Genomic DNA, 16,061 nt, shown 5'->3' on the forward strand with positions numbered 1-16,061 from the left:
ATGACACAGCAGCAGCAGACCGCGGGCGGCGATGTCCGCCTCGCCGGGATCAGCAAGACCTACGGCTCCTTCACCGCCGTACAGCCGCTCGACCTGACCGTCCCCCAGGGCTCCTTCTTCGCCCTGCTCGGCGCCTCCGGCTGCGGCAAGACCACCACCCTGCGGATGATCGCGGGCCTGGAGGAGGCCACCACCGGCACGGTCTTCCTCGGCGGCAAGGACATCACCGACCTGCCCCCGTACAAGCGGCCCGTCAACACCGTCTTCCAGAGCTACGCGCTCTTCCCGCACCTGGACATCACCGAGAACGTCGCCTTCGGGCTGCGCCGCCGCGGCATCAAGTCGGTGAAGAAGCAGGTCGACGACATGCTGGAGCTCGTCCAGCTCGGCGACTTCGCCCACCGCAAACCGCACCAGCTCTCCGGCGGCCAGCAGCAGCGCGTGGCCGTGGCCCGCGCGCTCATCAACCACCCGCAGGTCCTGCTGCTCGACGAACCGCTCGGCGCCCTCGACCTCAAGCTCCGCCGCCAGATGCAGCTGGAGCTCAAGCGGATCCAGACCGAGGTCGGCATCACCTTCGTGCACGTCACCCACGACCAGGAGGAGGCCATGACCATGGCCGACACCGTCGCGGTGATGAACGGGGGCCGCGTCGAACAGCTCGGCGCCCCCGCCGACCTCTACGAGAACCCGCGCACCACCTTCGTCGCCAACTTCCTCGGCACCTCCAACCTCATCGAGGGCGAGATCGTGTCCACGGGCGGCGACCTGGTGGTGGCCGCGGGCGGCGGAAAGCTCACGCTGCCCCGCGAGCGATGTTCGGCCCCCACCACCAGCGGCGGCCGGCTCCTCCTCGGCATCCGGCCCGAGAAGATATCCCTGGCCCACGCGGACGACGCGGATGACATCGCCGCGGGCCGTAACCGCGTCACCGGCCGCATCACCGACTCCAGCTTCATCGGCGTCTCCACCCAGTACGTCGTCGAGAGCCCGGCCGGGACCGCCCTCCAGGTCTACGAGCAGAACATCGAGAGGGATACCCGACTCCTCCCCGGTGCCGAGGTCGTCCTGCACTGGAACCCGGCCCACACCTTCGGTCTCGACGCCGCCCAGGACATCGACGCGGGCGCGACGAGCGTGGAGGACGCGGAGTGAGCCTCACCGAAGCGCCGCCCGCGCCCCCTTCGCAGCCCGAGGAGCCCCAGCGGCCCAAGCTCCGCAAGCCCTCCACCCGTAAACGGCTCGTCCCGTACTGGCTGCTGCTCCCCGGCATCCTCTGGCTGCTCGTCTTCTTCGCGCTGCCGCTCGTCTACCAGGCCTCCACCTCCGTACAGACCGGCTCCCTGGAGCAGGGCTTCGAGGTCACCTGGCACTTCCAGACGTACGTGGACGCACTGCGCGACTACTACCCGCAGTTCATCCGGTCCCTGCTGTACGCGGGCACCGCCACGATCCTCTGCCTGCTGCTGGGCTACCCGCTCGCCTACCTCATCGCCTTCAAGGCGGGCCGCTGGCGCAACCTGGTGCTGGTGCTGGTCATCGCCCCGTTCTTCACCAGCTTCCTCATCCGTACGCTGGCGTGGAAGACGATCCTTGCCGACGGCGGCGCGGTCGTGGACGTGCTCAACACCCTGCACGTCCTGGACGTCACCAGCTGGCTCGGCTGGACCGAGTCGAACCGGGTCCTCGCCACCCCGATGGCCGTCGTCTGCGGTCTGACGTACAACTTCCTGCCGTTCATGATCCTGCCGCTGTACACCTCGCTGGAGCGGATCGACGGCCGGCTGCACGAGGCGGCGGGCGACCTCTACGCCACCCCCGCCACCACCTTCCGCAAGGTGACGTTGCCGCTCTCCATGCCCGGCGTCGTCTCCGGCACCCTGCTGACCTTCATCCCGGCCAGCGGTGACTACGTCAACGCCGAGCTCCTCGGATCCACCGACACCAAGATGGTCGGCAGCGTCATCCAGAGCCAGTTCCTGCGGGTCCTGGACTATCCGACGGCCGCCGCGCTCTCGTTCATCCTCATGGCGGTCGTCCTGCTGGCGGTCACCTTCTACATCCGCCGCTCCGGGACGGAGGACCTGGTCTGATGCCCGTACTGCACTGGATACGCCGGAACCTGATCGTCATCGCGGGTCTGCTGACCCTCGCGTACATGATCCTGCCGAACATCGTCGTGATGGTGTTCTCGTTCAACAAGCCCAACGGGCGGTTCAACTACGAGTGGCAGCGGTTCTCCCTGGACGCCTGGAAGGACCCCTGCGGTGTCGCCGACCTCTGCGGCTCGCTCTCGCTCTCCCTCCAGATCGCCTTCTGGGCGACGCTCGGGGCCACCGTCCTCGGCACGATGGTCGCCTTCGCGCTGGTCCGCTACCGCTTCCGGGCGCGCGGCGCGATCAGCTCGCTGATCTTCCTGCCGATGGCCATGCCCGAGGTCGTCATGGCCGCCTCCCTGCTCACGCTCTTCCTGAACATGGGCGCCCAGCTCGGCTTCTGGACCGTGCTGATCGCGCACATCATGTTCTGCCTCAGCTTCGTGGTGACGGCCGTCAAGGCGCGCGTGATGTCGATGGACCCGAAACTGGAGGAGGCCGCCCGCGATCTCTATGCGGGACCCGTGCAGACCTTCGTACGGGTGACCCTTCCGATCGCCGCCCCCGGAATCGCGGCGGGCGCGATGCTCGCCTTCGCGCTCTCGTTCGACGATTTCATCATCACGAATTTCAACGCGGGCTCCACCGTCACCTTCCCCATGTTCGTCTGGGGATCGGCACAGCGCGGCACGCCCGTGCAGATCAACGTCATCGGCACCGCCATGTTCATCATTGCGGTAATGGTGGTTCTCGTCGGCCAGGTCATCGCCAGCCGGCGCAAGAACAACGCGCAATCCTGAAAGTCCTGAAGGAGTTGGAAACCATGGCCCCAGCTGCCATGCGTACTGCTGCACAATCGATCGCCGGCGCCAAGCCGGTCTCCTACTGGCTCGACGACCCGGCCAGACCTGACGCGCTCCCCGCCCTCACCGGCGACGAGCACACCGACCTCCTGGTCATCGGCGGCGGCTACAGCGGCCTGTGGACCGCGCTCATCGCCAAGGAGCGCGACCCCGACCGGGACGTCGTCCTCATCGAGGGGCACGAGGTGGGCTGGGCCGCCTCGGGCCGCAACGGCGGCTTCTGTGCCGCCTCCCTCACCCACGGCCTGGCCAACGGTGTGGAGCGCTGGCCGGACGAGATCGCGAAGCTGGAGGAGCTGGGGGAGCGGAACCTCGACGCCATCGAGGCGGCCGTCGCCCGCTACGGCATCGACTGCGAGTTCGAGCGGACCGGCGAGATCGATGTCGCCACCGAGCCCCACCAGCTCGAAGAGCTGCGGGAATGGCACGGGGAGCTCGTGAAGCTCGGTATCACGGGCGTGGACTTCCTGGACCGCGACACCCTGCGCGCCGAGGTCGACTCACCCACCTTCCTCGGCGGCCTCTGGGACCGGAACGGCGTCGCGATGCTGCACCCGGCCAAGCTCGCCTGGGGCCTGAAGCGGGCCTGTCTGGAGCTGGGCGTACGGATCTACGAGCACACCCGGGGCCTCGACCTCGTGCGCTCCGGCCCGGGGATGGCGGTGCGTACGCCGTACGGACGGGTCTTCGCCCGCCGGGTCGCGCTCGGCACCAACATCTTCCCCTCGCTCGTCAAGCGGGTCCGCCCGTACACCGTGCCGGTCTACGACTACGCGCTGATGACCGAGCCGCTCACCCCCCAGCAGCTGGAATCCATCGGCTGGAAGGGGCGTCAGGGACTGGGCGACAGCGCCAATCAGTTCCACTACTTCCGGCTCTCCGCGGACAACCGGATCCTGTGGGGCGGATACGACGCGATCTATCCGTACGGGGGCCGGCTCAGCGCCGATCTGGACCAGCGGCCGGAGACGTTCCTGAAACTCGCGGAGCAGTTCTTCGACTGTTTTCCGCAGCTTTCCGGGCTGAACTTCTCGCACGCCTGGGGCGGTGCGATCGACACCTGTTCGCGCTTCACCGCATTCTTCGGAACGGCCCATCAGGGAAGGGTCGCGTACGCCGCCGGATATACGGGTCTCGGCGTCGGCTCTACGCGTTTCGGGGCCGATGTGATGCTCGATCTGCTCGCCGGTGAGGAGACCGAGCGGACCCGGCTGGAAATGGTCCGCTCCAAGCCCATGCCGTTCCCGCCGGAGCCCTTCGCCTGGGCCGGGATCGAGATCACCAAGCGGTCCCTCGCCCGTGCCGACAGCAACGGCGGACACCGCAATCTGTGGCTGAAGGCCATGGACAGGCTGGGGCTGGGCTTCGACAGCTGACACCCCGTCCAACAGTGTGACCCACTTCACTACCAACAAGTAGCCTCAACCCGCGTCATAGTCGGCGCCCGACGCTCTCTCGCCCGTGTACGCACCGGTAGGACCCTGCCGGTGCTCCACGTCAACGGGAGGCAGGCCATGACTGGCTCGGAGACCAGGGCCGCGGTCGAGTGGCTCACATCGGTGGCACCGGATCCGGGCGCCTGCCGGTGGGAGTGGGAGCGGAACCCGCAGGGGATCGCGCTCCTCCCCGCCGGCAAGCGCTGGGACGTGCTGATCCTGCCGGGGGAGCTGGGTCATCCGACGCTCGACGTCCTCACCCGTCTCATCGACCGGCCCGGGCCGGTCCTCGCCGACTTCGGCGAGTCCCGGATGGGCTTCTTCGTCCCGCCCGGCACCGCGTCCCGCTGGATCGGCACCGGCATCCGGGGTGCGGGCCCCGGCACCTGGATCGTCGTCCCGCATCCGGGCCGGGCGGCCGGGGGAGTGCGGTGGCTGATCCCGCCGGACGGCTCGGGGACCCTCACGGACGCCGCCCTGCTGGAGCTGGCGATGCACGAGGCGGCCGGGGCCGCCGCCCAGGACGGCCGGGAGGGAGGATGACCCGCTGCCGAAGGCCGCGAAGGGGGTGACCTCGTCGCCAGAGGTCTTGACAACCTGATTGGTCTGGACCATGTTGTGCGCACGCCACACCCAATTCCCCCCTGCACGGAGGCTGTTGTGGAACGCACCGGACCAACCGTCAGATTTTCCGGATTTCTGGCCACCTGTACGGCCGCGGTTCTCGCTGCCGGTGCCCTGGTCGCCACGGCACCGGCGGCGAGCGCGGCGGACGTCGACGTGGCACGCAACGGCAGCTTCGAGGCGGGTCTCGACGGCTGGAGCTGCAGCGCCGGCAGCGGGGCGGTCGTCTCCACCCCGGTCCACGGCGGCACGAAGGCGCTGAAGGGCACCCCGGCGGGCAACGACAACGCCAGGTGCTCCCAGGCGGTCACGGTCAAGCCCAACTCCAGCTACACGCTGAGCGCCTGGGTGCAGGGCAGCCCCGTCTACCTCGGCGCCACCGGCACCGGCACCACCGACGTCTCCACCTGGACCCAGTCCACCGGCGCCTGGAAGCAGCTCACCACCAGCTTCACCACCGGCCCCTCCACCACCTCCGTGAGCGTCTACACCCACGGCTGGTACGGCACCCCCGCCCACTACGTCGACGACCTCACCCTCGTCGGCCCCGGCGGCGACCCCGTCGTGCTCCCGGCCGTCCCCTCGGGCCTGCGGACCACCGCGGTCACCTCCTCATCGGTCGCGCTCTCCTGGAACGCCGTCTCCGGCGCCACCGGCTACAACGTCTACCGCGGCGGTACGAAGGTGGCCACGGCCACCGGTCCTTCCGCCACCGTGACGGGGCTGGCCGCCTCCACCGCGTACAGCTTCCAGGTCACCGCGGCCAACGAGGCCGGCGAGTCCGCGAAGTCGGCCGCCGTCACCGCGACCACCACGGCGGGCGGTGGAGGGGGCGGCGGGCAGCTCCCGGCCCGCGCGCTCGTCGGCTATCTGCACTCCAGCTTCGCCAACGGCTCCGGCTACACGCGGATGGCGGACGTGCCCGCCTCCTGGGACGTCATCAACCTCGCTTTCGGTGAACCGACTTCCGTCACCTCCGGCGACATCCGCTTCTCGCTCTGCCCGGTCGCCGAGTGCCCGAACGTCGAGTCCGAGGCGGACTTCAAGGCCGCCATCAAGGCCAAGCAGGCCGCGGGCAAGAAGGTCCTGATCTCCATCGGCGGCCAGAACGGCCAGGTGCAGCTCGCCTCCACCGCCGCCCGGGACGCGTTCGTCACCTCGGTCTCGAAGATCATCGACACCTACGGCCTCGACGGCCTGGACATCGACTTCGAGGGCCACTCCCTCTCGCTGAACACCGGCGACACCGACTTCCGCGCCCCGACCACCCCGGTGATCGTCAACCTGATCTCCGCGGTGAAGACCCTGAAGGCGAAGTACGGTTCCGACTTCGTCCTCACGATGGCGCCCGAGACCTTCTTCGTACAGCTCGGCTACCAGTTCTACGGCTCCGGCCCCTGGGGCGGCCAGGACCCGCGCGCCGGCGCCTACCTGCCGGTCATCCACGCCCTGCGCGACGACCTGACCCTGCTGCACGTCCAGGACTACAACTCGGGCCCGATCATGGGTCTCGACAACCAGTACCACTCGATGGGCGGCGCGGACTTCCACATCGCGATGACCGACATGCTGCTCGCCGGCTTCCCGGTCGCGGGCAACACCAGCCGCGTCTTCCCGGGCCTGCGCCCCGACCAGGTCGCCATCGGCCTCCCGGCCTCCACCCAGGCGGGCAACGGCCACACCTCGCCGGCCGAGGTCAACAAGGCGCTCAACTGCCTGATCAAGAAGACCGACTGCGGCTCCTACCAGACCCACGGGACCTGGAGCGACCTGCGCGGCCTGATGACCTGGTCCATCAACTGGGACCGGTTCAACAACTGGGAGTTCAGCCGGAACTTCGACTCCTACTTCGGCAGCTGACCCACCCGGGCACGGCCGGTCACCACCGGCCGTGCCCCACCAGACCGATGCCCGTCGCCGGGGTGAAGAGGATCGCGGCGACGGGCATCATCCATGCCGTCCTGAGGTCATCACGAGGTCTGACCACGCGGAGGGGCACGGCAGCCCGCCGCGTCCGAGAAAGGACAGCGTGTGGCCACCAGTTCACCCCTCACGACCGAGGCTCCCGCAGGGGACGCGTTCTACACCCCGCCGGTGCCGCTGCCCGACGGCAGCCCCGGCGACCCGATACGGGCCCGCCCCCTGGACAACGCGGCCGCGGCCGTCCCCGGCGGGGAGAACTGGCTCGTCCTCCACCGGTCGGAGGGCGCGGACGGCAGCCCGGTCGCCACCTCCGGCGTCATCGCCCTGCCGGACCGCACCGCCCACCCCGTCCCCGCGGGCGGCTACCCGGTCATCAGCTGGGCCCACGGCACGGTGGGCGTGGCCAACCGGTGCGCACCCTCGCGGGACCGGGGCGACACCGGGGCCTCACCCATGAACGCCTACCCGCTCACGCTCCTGGGCCACTTCCTGGACCGGGGGTGGGCCGTGGCGATGACGGACTACGAGGCGCTGGGCACCGGAACCGCCGACCGGCTGCACCCGTACCTCTGCGGCCGCTCCGAGGCGATGGGCGTCCTCGACATCGTGACGGCCGCGCGGAGGCTGTTCCCCGGGGAGATCGGGGAGCGGTTCGCGGTCGTGGGGCACTCCCAGGGCGGCCAGGCCGCGCTGTTCGCGGCCCACCACGCGCCGGGCCGGGTCGAAGGACTGGTCGGCGTCGCCGCGATCGCCCCCGCCAACCACCTGCTCGGCCTCGTCCGGGGCGGAGCCACCCTCGACCAGATGAACACCGGCTTCGCCTTCACCCCGCTCTTCCTCGCCGGTGCCATCGGCGGCGACCCCACGATCGACCCGGAACAGGTCCTCTCGCCCAGGGCGTTCCAGGAGCTCTGGCCCCACGTGCCGCACCGCTCCCGCGCCGGTCTGAGCCGCCCCGACTCCTGGGGCGGGATCAGGGGCACCGAGCAGTTCCGGTCCGGGTATCCCGGCACCCCCAACACCCACCAGGCGAAGTTCGACCGGCAGGTGGAGGCGATGAACCCGGACCTCCCCATCACCGTGCCGGTCCGCATCACCCAGGCCGCCGACGACGAACGCGTCCGCGCCGACCCCGCACCGCTGCCGGGCACCGACGCACTGGTCGAGGAACTGACCGCGACGAACGCCCCGCGCCGGAACATCCACTACCGGCGTTACGAACCCGGCGCCGTCCCCGCCGACGAGCCGCTCGGCATCCACTTCGGGACGATCGACCACGACACCGCGGAGCTCACCGAGTGGCTCGTGGCTCTCCTTGAGGACGCAGCCCACGACTGACCCACCACAGGGGCGCCAGCAGCACCGGCCCCAGGCACCAGCTCGCCAGCACGTCCAGCGGCCAGTGGTAGCCGTGCAGCACCAGTCCGACGCCCGTGGCCGCGGTCAGCAGCACCGCGGCGGCGGGCGGCACCCACGCCCGTAGCCACGCCGGACGCGGGACGCCGAGCAGCAGCAGGGCCGAAGCCCCGTACGCCACCGCCGCCGTCGCCGTATGGCCCGACGGGTAGTAGTTGACCGCCTCGGTCAGCGGGCCCTGCCGGGCGGTGGCGACCTTCAGCGGGATCACCAGCGCGGGCACGGCCGCCATGGTGAGGGCCGCGTACACCGGCAGCCGCCGGGCGCCGCGCCACAGCGCGTACGCGATCGCACAGACGAGCACCGGGAGCGCCACCGCCACGCCGCCGAGGTCGGAGAAGAGCTGCGACAGAGCGGCCGGGCCGCGCCCGAAGAGGCTCTCGCCGACGCGTTCGTCCAGCCGGAGCAGCGGGCCGTCGGCCGCCACCTGCCAGGTGATCAGCGCGAACAGCGCCGGCAGGGAGCCGAGAAGGAGAGAGGCCGGCCACCCGGGAACAGGGGGGGTTGTTCCGGGATGGCCGGCGAGACCGGGTCGCCGCGCGCCCCGGGGGGTGTGGGGCGGGCGGCCGTCCGATCGGTGAGGAGTACCGGAGCCAGAGGCTCCGGAGTCGTGCACGAAGGCACGCCCGGGACGGTGCTGGGGAAGCCCCGACCCGGAATCACCCGCGGTTTCCCGCGAGGGATGTGTTTCTCTCATCTGCAGAAACCGTACGGCAGCGAAGGGGCGGCCGACAGCCGCAACCGCCACCCGCCATCGCCCCCGCACACCTTCTTCACAGGCCCTCACCCGGATGCCGGAGGGCCACGGCGGAACGCCGCTTCCCGCCCGCTCCCGGGTTCGAAGGATCAGAGCGTGCCGAATGCCTGCTCGATGACGTCGAGGCCCTCGTTGAGCAGGTCCTCACCGATCACCAGCGGCGGCAGGAAGCGGAGCACGTTGCCGTAGGTGCCGCAGGTCAGGACCATGACGCCCTCGGCGTGGCAGGCCTTGGCGAGCGCACCGGCCGCCTCCGGGTTCGGGTCCTTCGTGCCGGCCTTCACCAGCTCGATCGCGATCATGGCGCCGCGGCCGCGGATGTCGCCGATGATGTCGCCGTTGGGGAGCTTCGCCTGCATCTCGGCGAGGCGGCCCTTCATGACCTCCTCGATCCGCTTGGCCTTCCCGTTCAGGTCCAGCTCGCGCATCGTCTCGATGGCACCGAGCGCACCCGCGCAGGCGACCGGGTTCCCGCCGTACGTACCGCCCAGACCGCCGGCGTGCGCGGCGTCCATGATCTCGGCGCGGCCGGTCACCGCCGAGAGCGGCAGGCCGCCCGCAATGCCCTTGGCGGTGGTGATCAGGTCCGGGACGATGCCCTCGTCCTCGCAGGCGAACCACTGGCCGGTGCGGCAGAAGCCGGACTGGATCTCGTCCGCGACGAAGACGATGCCGTTGTCCTTGGCGAACTGCGCGATCGCCGGGAGGAAGCCCTTGGCCGGCTCGATGAAGCCGCCCTCGCCGAGCACCGGCTCGATGATGATCGCGGCGACGTTCTCCGCGCCGATCTGCTTGGTGATCTCGTCGATGGCCTGCGCGGACGCCTCGGCACCGGCGTTCTCGGCGCCGGTCGGCCAGCGGTAGCCGTAGGCGACCGGGACGCGGTAGACCTCGGGCGCGAACGGGCCGAAGCCCTGCTTGTACGGCATGTTCTTCGCCGTCATGCCCATGGTGAGGTTGGTGCGGCCGTGGTAGCCGTGGTCGAAGACGACGACGGCGGTGCGCTTGGTGTAGGCACGGGCGATCTTCACCGCGTTCTCGACGGCCTCGGCGCCCGAGTTGAACAGCGCCGACTTCTTCGCGTGGTCGCCCGGCGTCAGCTCGGCGAGCTGCTCGCAGACCTCGACGTACCCCTCGTACGGCGTGACCATGAAACAGGTGTGGGTGAAGTTCGCGAGCTGCGCGGTGGCGCGGCGGACGACGGCCTCGGCGGAGGCGCCCACCGAGGTCACGGCGATGCCGGAGCCGAAGTCGATCAGCCGGTTGCCGTCCACGTCCTCGATGATCCCGCCGCCCGCGCGGGCGGTGAACACGGGCAGGGTGGAGCCCACACCTGCGGCGACGGCCGCGAGACGGCGAGCCTGCAGCTCGACCGACTTCGGGCCGGGGATGGCAGTGACGACGCGGCGCTCCTGCGGGATTGCGGTCATGAGGGGCTCCTGGGGGTGTTTCGGACGCTCTTCTTTCTGCAGGCTAGGGGCGGGGGGCGTACCCGGGCATGCTCCGATCGGGAGTGATGGGCGCGTGTCGTTGTCCGTCGCGGACAGATGGCGGGCCGTCGGCCGGACGCGCCCCTGCCGACCTGGCGCGATGCGGGTCCGGGGGACGGTCCGTGGCGGTCCGGGACGGTCACTCTTCGGGCGGGTTGCTGAACTCCCCGTGTGCGCGCACTAGATTGACCGGGGCAGCGGACGGACCGGCAGGTCAAGGGGGCAGTGGTTCATGGACGAAGAGGGCACGCGGGGCGTACGGGGCACGAGCGCGGACAGGGTGCCCGGCCCGGCCGTGCCACCACCGCCGGCGGGGCCGCCGGGGGAGTTCTGGGCGGGGCAGCCCGCGTCCGGAGAGCCCGGTGCACGGCAGTCCGGGCGGCCTTCGGCCGGTTCACCGCAGCCCGAACAGCCACTGCCTGAACAGCCACTGCCTGAGCAGGCACTTCCTGAACAGCCGCAGCCCGGGCAGTCGTGGGGAAGCCGGCCGTCGGACGGGCAGCAGCCGCAGCCCGCGGAGCCCTGGGCGCAGGCGCCCGGGAAGCCTTCGGCCCCGCACCACGGGCAGCCTGTGGCACCGCAGGCCGGGCAGCCTTCGGTGCCGCACCCCGCACAGCCTTCGGCAGCGCACGCCGGGCAGCCCTCCGCCTGGACCTCTCCGCCGCCCCCGCCCGGCCCGCCCCCCGCTCGCCCCGCCGCCCCGCCACCCCCCGTCGAGCAGCCGCCCGCCGGGGCCCCCGCCCTGGACGCGTGGCTGCGTACTCCCAGGCCACCGCAGGCACCGGGCGTCTGGCGGTACGGGTTCACGCCGCGTCCGCCCGAGCAGGGTGAGGAGGTGTCCGACCGCTCCCTCCTCGTGGGCGCCGTCATCACCCTCCTCTCCGCGCTCCTCCTCTGGTCGCTCTGGCGCAACGGCTACCTCCCGTACCGGCTCGTCCCCCTCAAGCTCTTCACCCCGGGCGAGTGGTGGAACCCGGGCACCGGCGGCGGCCCCCGCACCATCGAGGGCTCCAAGGCCCTCGCCGTGTACGAAGCGCTCCTCTTCGGCCTGCTCGTGTACGGCTGCGGCCGGATCGGCAATTTCTCCGAGCTCTTCCGCCGCCACGTCGTGAGCCGAGGACAGCCCTTACTCGCCCTCGCGGCGGCCGTCGCCGCGGGCTTCACGCAGCTCCTGGTCTGGAAGGACACCCTGCCGGTCGTCCGTCCGGTCCTGTTCCTGGTCGCCGCCGTCGCGGGCGCCGAGTTCTACCGGAGCCCGACCGCCGTCTACGTGGTCTACGCCCTGATCGTCGCCGCCGTCCTGTACCCCTTCGCCCGCCTCGGCCGCTGGCGCGCACTGATCGCCGCCCGCCGGAGCGGCTCCACACCGGCGACGGCCGACAACACCCCGGACCCCGCCACCGCGACCTCCGCCGACCGGTGGCCCGAGCTGCGGGCGGCGGGGTGGACCGACGCGGCGGACACCCTCACCGCCGAGGTCCGCACCGGCCGGATGAACGACGTGGACGTGGCCCGGCTCCGCCACGCCTGGGCGCAGGCCACCCGCAGCCCCGACCGGCTCGCGCCCCTCGCCGAAGCCGTCCTGCGCACCGGGGGAGCGGCCGCCCTGCACCCCTCGGGCCACCGCGACCTGCCCCGCCGCACCGCCCGCCACGACGTGCTCACCGGCCAGGTCCGGATCGGCCGGTGCGCCGAGGACCCGCACAACCCCTACGCCCGCCGCTCCACCGGGATCGCCCTGGACCCCACCCTCCTCGGCACCTCGCTGCTGGCCGTCGGACCGCCCGGCGCGGGCAAGTCCGCCCGGCTGGTGCGGCCCGTCGTCGAGGCCCTCGGGCTGCGCGCCCTGGCCGGACAGGCGGCCGTACTCGCCGTCGGCGGCGCGGGCGCACCCCTCGGCCCGGACGACGCCTTCGACGTCGTCGTACGCGTCGGCAACCCCGCCTCCGCCCACGACCTCGACCTCTACGGCGGCACCACCGACCCCGACGAGGCAGCCGCCGTCCTCGCGGAGGGGCTCGTCGGCGATGTCGGCAGCCTGGACAGCCGCCGCGCCGCCACCGTCCTCGCCCAGCTGCTCGGCCCCTACCGGGCCGCCCACGGCCACTTCCCCTCCGTACCGGAACTGCGCGAACTCCTCGACGGCTCCCCGCAGGCCATCGCCGGACTCCGCGCCACTCTCGAAGCCGCCGGGCAGCACCCGATGCTCCGTGAGCTGGAGGCCCGGACCCGCCAGGCGGGCGGCCCCGGCGACCCCGCCCCCGCTCTCGCGGACCGGGTCGCGCTGCTGGACCGGCCCGCGTTCGCCGGGTTCTTCGCCACCGGGCCCGACGCCCGCCCCTTCGCGCTGCGTTCGCTCGGCCAGTACCCGCTGCGGGTCCGCGTCGACCTGCCGGAGCGCGGTCACGCGGAGGCCTCGCGGCTCCTCACCCGCCTCCTCCTCGCCCAGTTCACCGCGATCACCGCCGCCCGCACCGACACCACGCTCTTCGCCTGCCTGGTCCTGGACGACGCCACGCACGCGGTGACCGCAGAGACCGTCCGGGGCATCCGCCGACTGCGCTCGGTCAACGCGGGGGCCGTCCTCGCGCTCCGTACCGTCGACGACGTGCCCGAGGCCCTGCACACCCCGCTGCTCGGCGCGGTCGGCTGCACGGCCGCCTTCTCGGGCATCACCACCTGGGACGGCAAGCGGTTCGCCGAGGCCTGGGGCAAGGAGTGGGTGGAGACCCGCGAGGTCGCCCAGCACACCGTCTTCGCGGACCAGCCGTTCACCCGGGCCCTGCACGCCCTGCGCAAGCTCGTCACGGGCAAGGCGGTGACCACGGACGCGGTGACCGTACGGCAGGTGGAGCGGGAGCGCTGGTCGGCATCCGAGCTGGCGTACGCGGTCCCGGCCGGGCACGCGGTGATCCGGCTGGCCACGGTCGAGGGCGAGCACGCGCCGCCGCTGCTGGTGGAGCTGAGCGGCTGAGCAGGGGCGCCCGGGGGCCGGGACGGCCGGGAGCGGCTACCCGGGAGTAGGCCGTCCGGTGGCTGAGAGCGGTTACAGGAACTCTGCCGCCCTGGCAGAATCGGTGGCAGCCGTTCATACGGGACGGCGTAATCACCGACCACCTGACCACCGATCCGGCCGGCGAAATGCCTCGCCGACCACGCGTCCCCGACACCGAGGGTTCCCGGTCCCATGCCCCCCACGCTCGCCTCGCTCGTCCAGCACTCGGCGCTCAAGCTCACGGTGCGGGCGGGGGCGGACCGGCTCGACACCCCGGTGCGCTGGGCCCACGCCAGCGAGCTCGCCGACCCCGTCCCGTACATGGACGGCGGCGAACTGCTCCTCGTGACCGCCACCAACCTGGACGCCGAGAACGCCGAGTCCATGCGGCGGTACGTGCGGCGGCTGGCCGGAGCCGGGGTCGCCGGGGTGGGCTTCGCGGTCGGGGTCAACTACGAGGACATCCCGGCCGCCCTCGTCGACGCCGCCGAGGAGGAGGGCCTGCCGCTCCTCGAAGTGCCCCGCCGCACCCCGTTCCTCGCCATCAGCAAGGCCGTCTCCGCCGCCATCGCCGCCGACCAGTACCGCGCGGTCACCGCCGGCTTCGAGGCCCAGCGCGAGCTGACCAAGGCCGCGCTCGCCGGGGACGGCCCCGCCGACCTCCTTGCCCGCCTGGCCGCCCACATCGACGGCTGGGCCGCGCTGTACGACACCTCCGGCGCGGTGCTCGCCGCCGCCCCCGACTGGGCCGCCCGCCGCGCCGCCCGCCTCACCCCCGACGTCGAACGCCTCCGGGACAGACCCGCCCCCGCCAGCGTCGTCGTCGGCGACAGCGAGGACCGGGTCGAACTCCAGTCGCTGGGCACCGGCCGCCGGGCACGCGGCGCGCTCGCCGTCGGTACGGGAGCGGCGCTGGGGACCGCCGAGCGGTACGCCGTGCACTCCGCCGTCGCCCTGCTCACCCTGACCACCGCCCGCTCCCGCTCCCTCCAGGGCGCCGAACAGCGCCTGGGCGCCGCCGTCCTGCGGATGCTGCTGGCGGGCCAGCCCGACCACGCCCGGGCGGTCGCCGGAGACCTGTACGGCGGGCTGCTCGACGCCCCCTTCCGGCTGCTGATCGCGGAGGCGGCCGCGCCCGCCGGTTTCGACCTGCTCACGGAGACGATGGAGGCCGCCGCGGCCCGCTCCGGCGAGGCGCTGCTCATGGTCCCCGAGGGCGAACGCGTCGTTGTCCTGGCGGCCGACGGAGGCGCCGCGGTCGCCGCGTGCGCGGCCTACGCCGAGGCCCAGGACGACCGCGCCCCACGCGAAGGCGGCACCGAGGACAGCGACGTCGTCGTGGGCCTCTCCGCCCCCTGCGGCCCGATCGCGGTCTCCGCAGCCTACAAGCAGGCCGAACAGGCCCTCTCGGTCGCCCGCCGCCGGGGCAGGGCCCTGGTCGAGCACGAGGAGCTGGCAGCGGGCTCGGTGCTGCCGCTCCTCGCGGACGACGCGGTACGGGCCTTCGCCGACGGCATGCTCCGCGCCCTGTACGAGCACGACGCCAAGGGCCGCGGCGACCTCGTGGCCTCCTTGCGCGCCTGGCTCTCCCGCCACGGCCAGTGGGACGCGGCCGCCGCCGACCTCGGCGTACACCGGCACACCCTGCGCTACCGGATGCGCCGGGTGGAGGAGATCCTGGGCCGCTCGCTGGATGACCCGGACGTCCGCATGGAGCTGTGGCTCGCGCTCAAGGCGACGGAGGCGGCGGCGCCGGCCGAAGGCTGAGAAGCCCGGTCGGAGGCGGTATTGCATCGACCGTTCCAGAACCCTAGAGTGCTGCCATGGCCCGACCGAGACAGTTCGACGAGGACCGGGCCCTGGACGCCGCGATGCGCACGTTCTGGGAGTACGGCTACGAGGCCACCTCCACCCAGGACCTGTGCACCGCCACGGGGCTGGGGCGCAGCAGCATCTACAACACCTTCCGGAGCAAGCGCGAGCTGTTCGCGCGCTCGCTGGCGCGGTACCTGGACACCATGGCCGAAGCTCAGGACGCCGTCCTGGAGGACGCTTCACGTCCGCCCGCCGAGCGGGTCCGTGCCCTGCTCGACAAGATCGTGGCTGACGAGTTCGACCACCGCCCCCACGGCCGCAGCCTGGGCTGTCTGGGTGTCAACAGCACGGTCGAACTCGCGGCCCGCGACCCGGAGGCCGCCCGCCTCCTGGACCGCGACGCCGCCCGCAGGCTCCGGACCCTGTCGGCCGTCATCGCCGCCGGGCAACGCGACGGCTCCATCGCCTCCGCGCGCGGCTCCGACGCCCTCGCCCGGTACGTCAACGCCGTCATCGGCGGTATGCGGATCGCGGCCCAGGGCGGAGCCGACCGGGCTGCCGTCCAGTCCGTCGCCGATACGGCCCTGGGCGCCCTGATCAGCTGACCCTCCGACTCTCACGTGCCGAACCGAGGCGCGTCCCACCC

The 16,061-nt window shown here is 72.1% G+C and carries 12 protein-coding genes; 10 read left to right on the top strand and 2 right to left on the bottom strand.

The features are described from left to right. From IE264_RS15075 to IE264_RS15105, 7 genes are all read left to right on the top strand, one after another. Positions 1-1,155 carry an ABC transporter ATP-binding protein gene (locus tag IE264_RS15075; protein WP_015611790.1) on the top strand — a complete coding sequence of 385 codons (1,155 nt, stop codon included), beginning with the start codon at positions 1-3 and terminating at the stop codon, positions 1,153-1,155. Next, a complete protein-coding gene (locus IE264_RS15080; protein ID WP_032757405.1) occupies positions 1,152-2,093 on the top strand; it encodes an ABC transporter permease in 942 nt (313 codons plus the stop codon). Before IE264_RS15075 ends, IE264_RS15080 begins: the two co-directional genes overlap by 4 nt. After that, positions 2,093-2,896 (top strand): ABC transporter permease, encoded by an 804-nt coding sequence (locus IE264_RS15085; protein WP_032757404.1) that lies wholly within the window; start codon positions 2,093-2,095, stop codon positions 2,894-2,896. Before IE264_RS15080 ends, IE264_RS15085 begins: the two co-directional genes overlap by 1 nt. Positions 2,897-2,919: 23 nt before the next feature. Then, entirely contained in the window at positions 2,920-4,335 is a 1,416-nt protein-coding gene (locus IE264_RS15090; protein ID WP_032757403.1) for an NAD(P)/FAD-dependent oxidoreductase, read from the top strand. Positions 4,336-4,473: 138 nt separating this feature from the next. Beyond that, complete coding sequence (locus IE264_RS15095; protein WP_015611794.1) at positions 4,474-4,938, top strand: hypothetical protein; 465 nt, start codon at positions 4,474-4,476, stop codon at positions 4,936-4,938. 117 nt (positions 4,939-5,055) lie between these two features. Then, positions 5,056-6,879, top strand: coding sequence for a chitinase (locus IE264_RS15100; RefSeq protein ID WP_032757402.1), 1,824 nt, complete (start codon positions 5,056-5,058; stop codon positions 6,877-6,879). Between the two features lie 171 nt (positions 6,880-7,050). Further along, positions 7,051-8,280, top strand: coding sequence for an alpha/beta hydrolase family protein (locus IE264_RS15105; RefSeq protein ID WP_032757400.1), 1,230 nt, complete (start codon positions 7,051-7,053; stop codon positions 8,278-8,280). Here IE264_RS15105 and IE264_RS15110 read toward each other — a convergent pair. Continuing rightward, positions 8,234-9,055, bottom strand: a complete 822-nt coding sequence (locus tag IE264_RS15110) for a phosphatase PAP2 family protein (RefSeq protein WP_051821833.1) — start codon at positions 9,053-9,055, stop codon at positions 8,234-8,236. The two genes, IE264_RS15105 and IE264_RS15110, sit on opposite strands and share 47 nt — an antisense overlap. A 149-nt stretch (positions 9,056-9,204) precedes the next feature. Then, entirely contained in the window at positions 9,205-10,545 is a 1,341-nt protein-coding gene (gene gabT / locus IE264_RS15115; RefSeq protein ID WP_015611798.1) for a 4-aminobutyrate--2-oxoglutarate transaminase, read from the bottom strand. Between the two features lie 895 nt (positions 10,546-11,440). Here gabT and IE264_RS15120 point away from each other — a divergent pair. From IE264_RS15120 to IE264_RS15130, 3 genes are all read left to right on the top strand, one after another. Beyond that, positions 11,441-13,579, top strand: a complete 2,139-nt coding sequence (locus tag IE264_RS15120; RefSeq protein ID WP_032757398.1) for an ATP/GTP-binding protein — start codon at positions 11,441-11,443, stop codon at positions 13,577-13,579. Positions 13,580-13,792: 213 nt separating this feature from the next. Beyond that, positions 13,793-15,367 carry a PucR family transcriptional regulator gene (locus IE264_RS15125; protein ID WP_032757396.1) on the top strand — a complete coding sequence of 525 codons (1,575 nt, stop codon included), beginning with the start codon at positions 13,793-13,795 and terminating at the stop codon, positions 15,365-15,367. Positions 15,368-15,423: 56 nt separating this feature from the next. After that, positions 15,424-16,020 (top strand): TetR/AcrR family transcriptional regulator, encoded by a 597-nt coding sequence (locus IE264_RS15130; protein WP_032757394.1) that lies wholly within the window; start codon positions 15,424-15,426, stop codon positions 16,018-16,020. Positions 16,021-16,061: the final 41 nt, after the last annotated feature.

The organism is Streptomyces microflavus (assembly GCF_014650075.1).
In the GTDB taxonomy this organism is placed as follows: domain Bacteria; phylum Actinomycetota; class Actinomycetes; order Streptomycetales; family Streptomycetaceae; genus Streptomyces; species Streptomyces microflavus.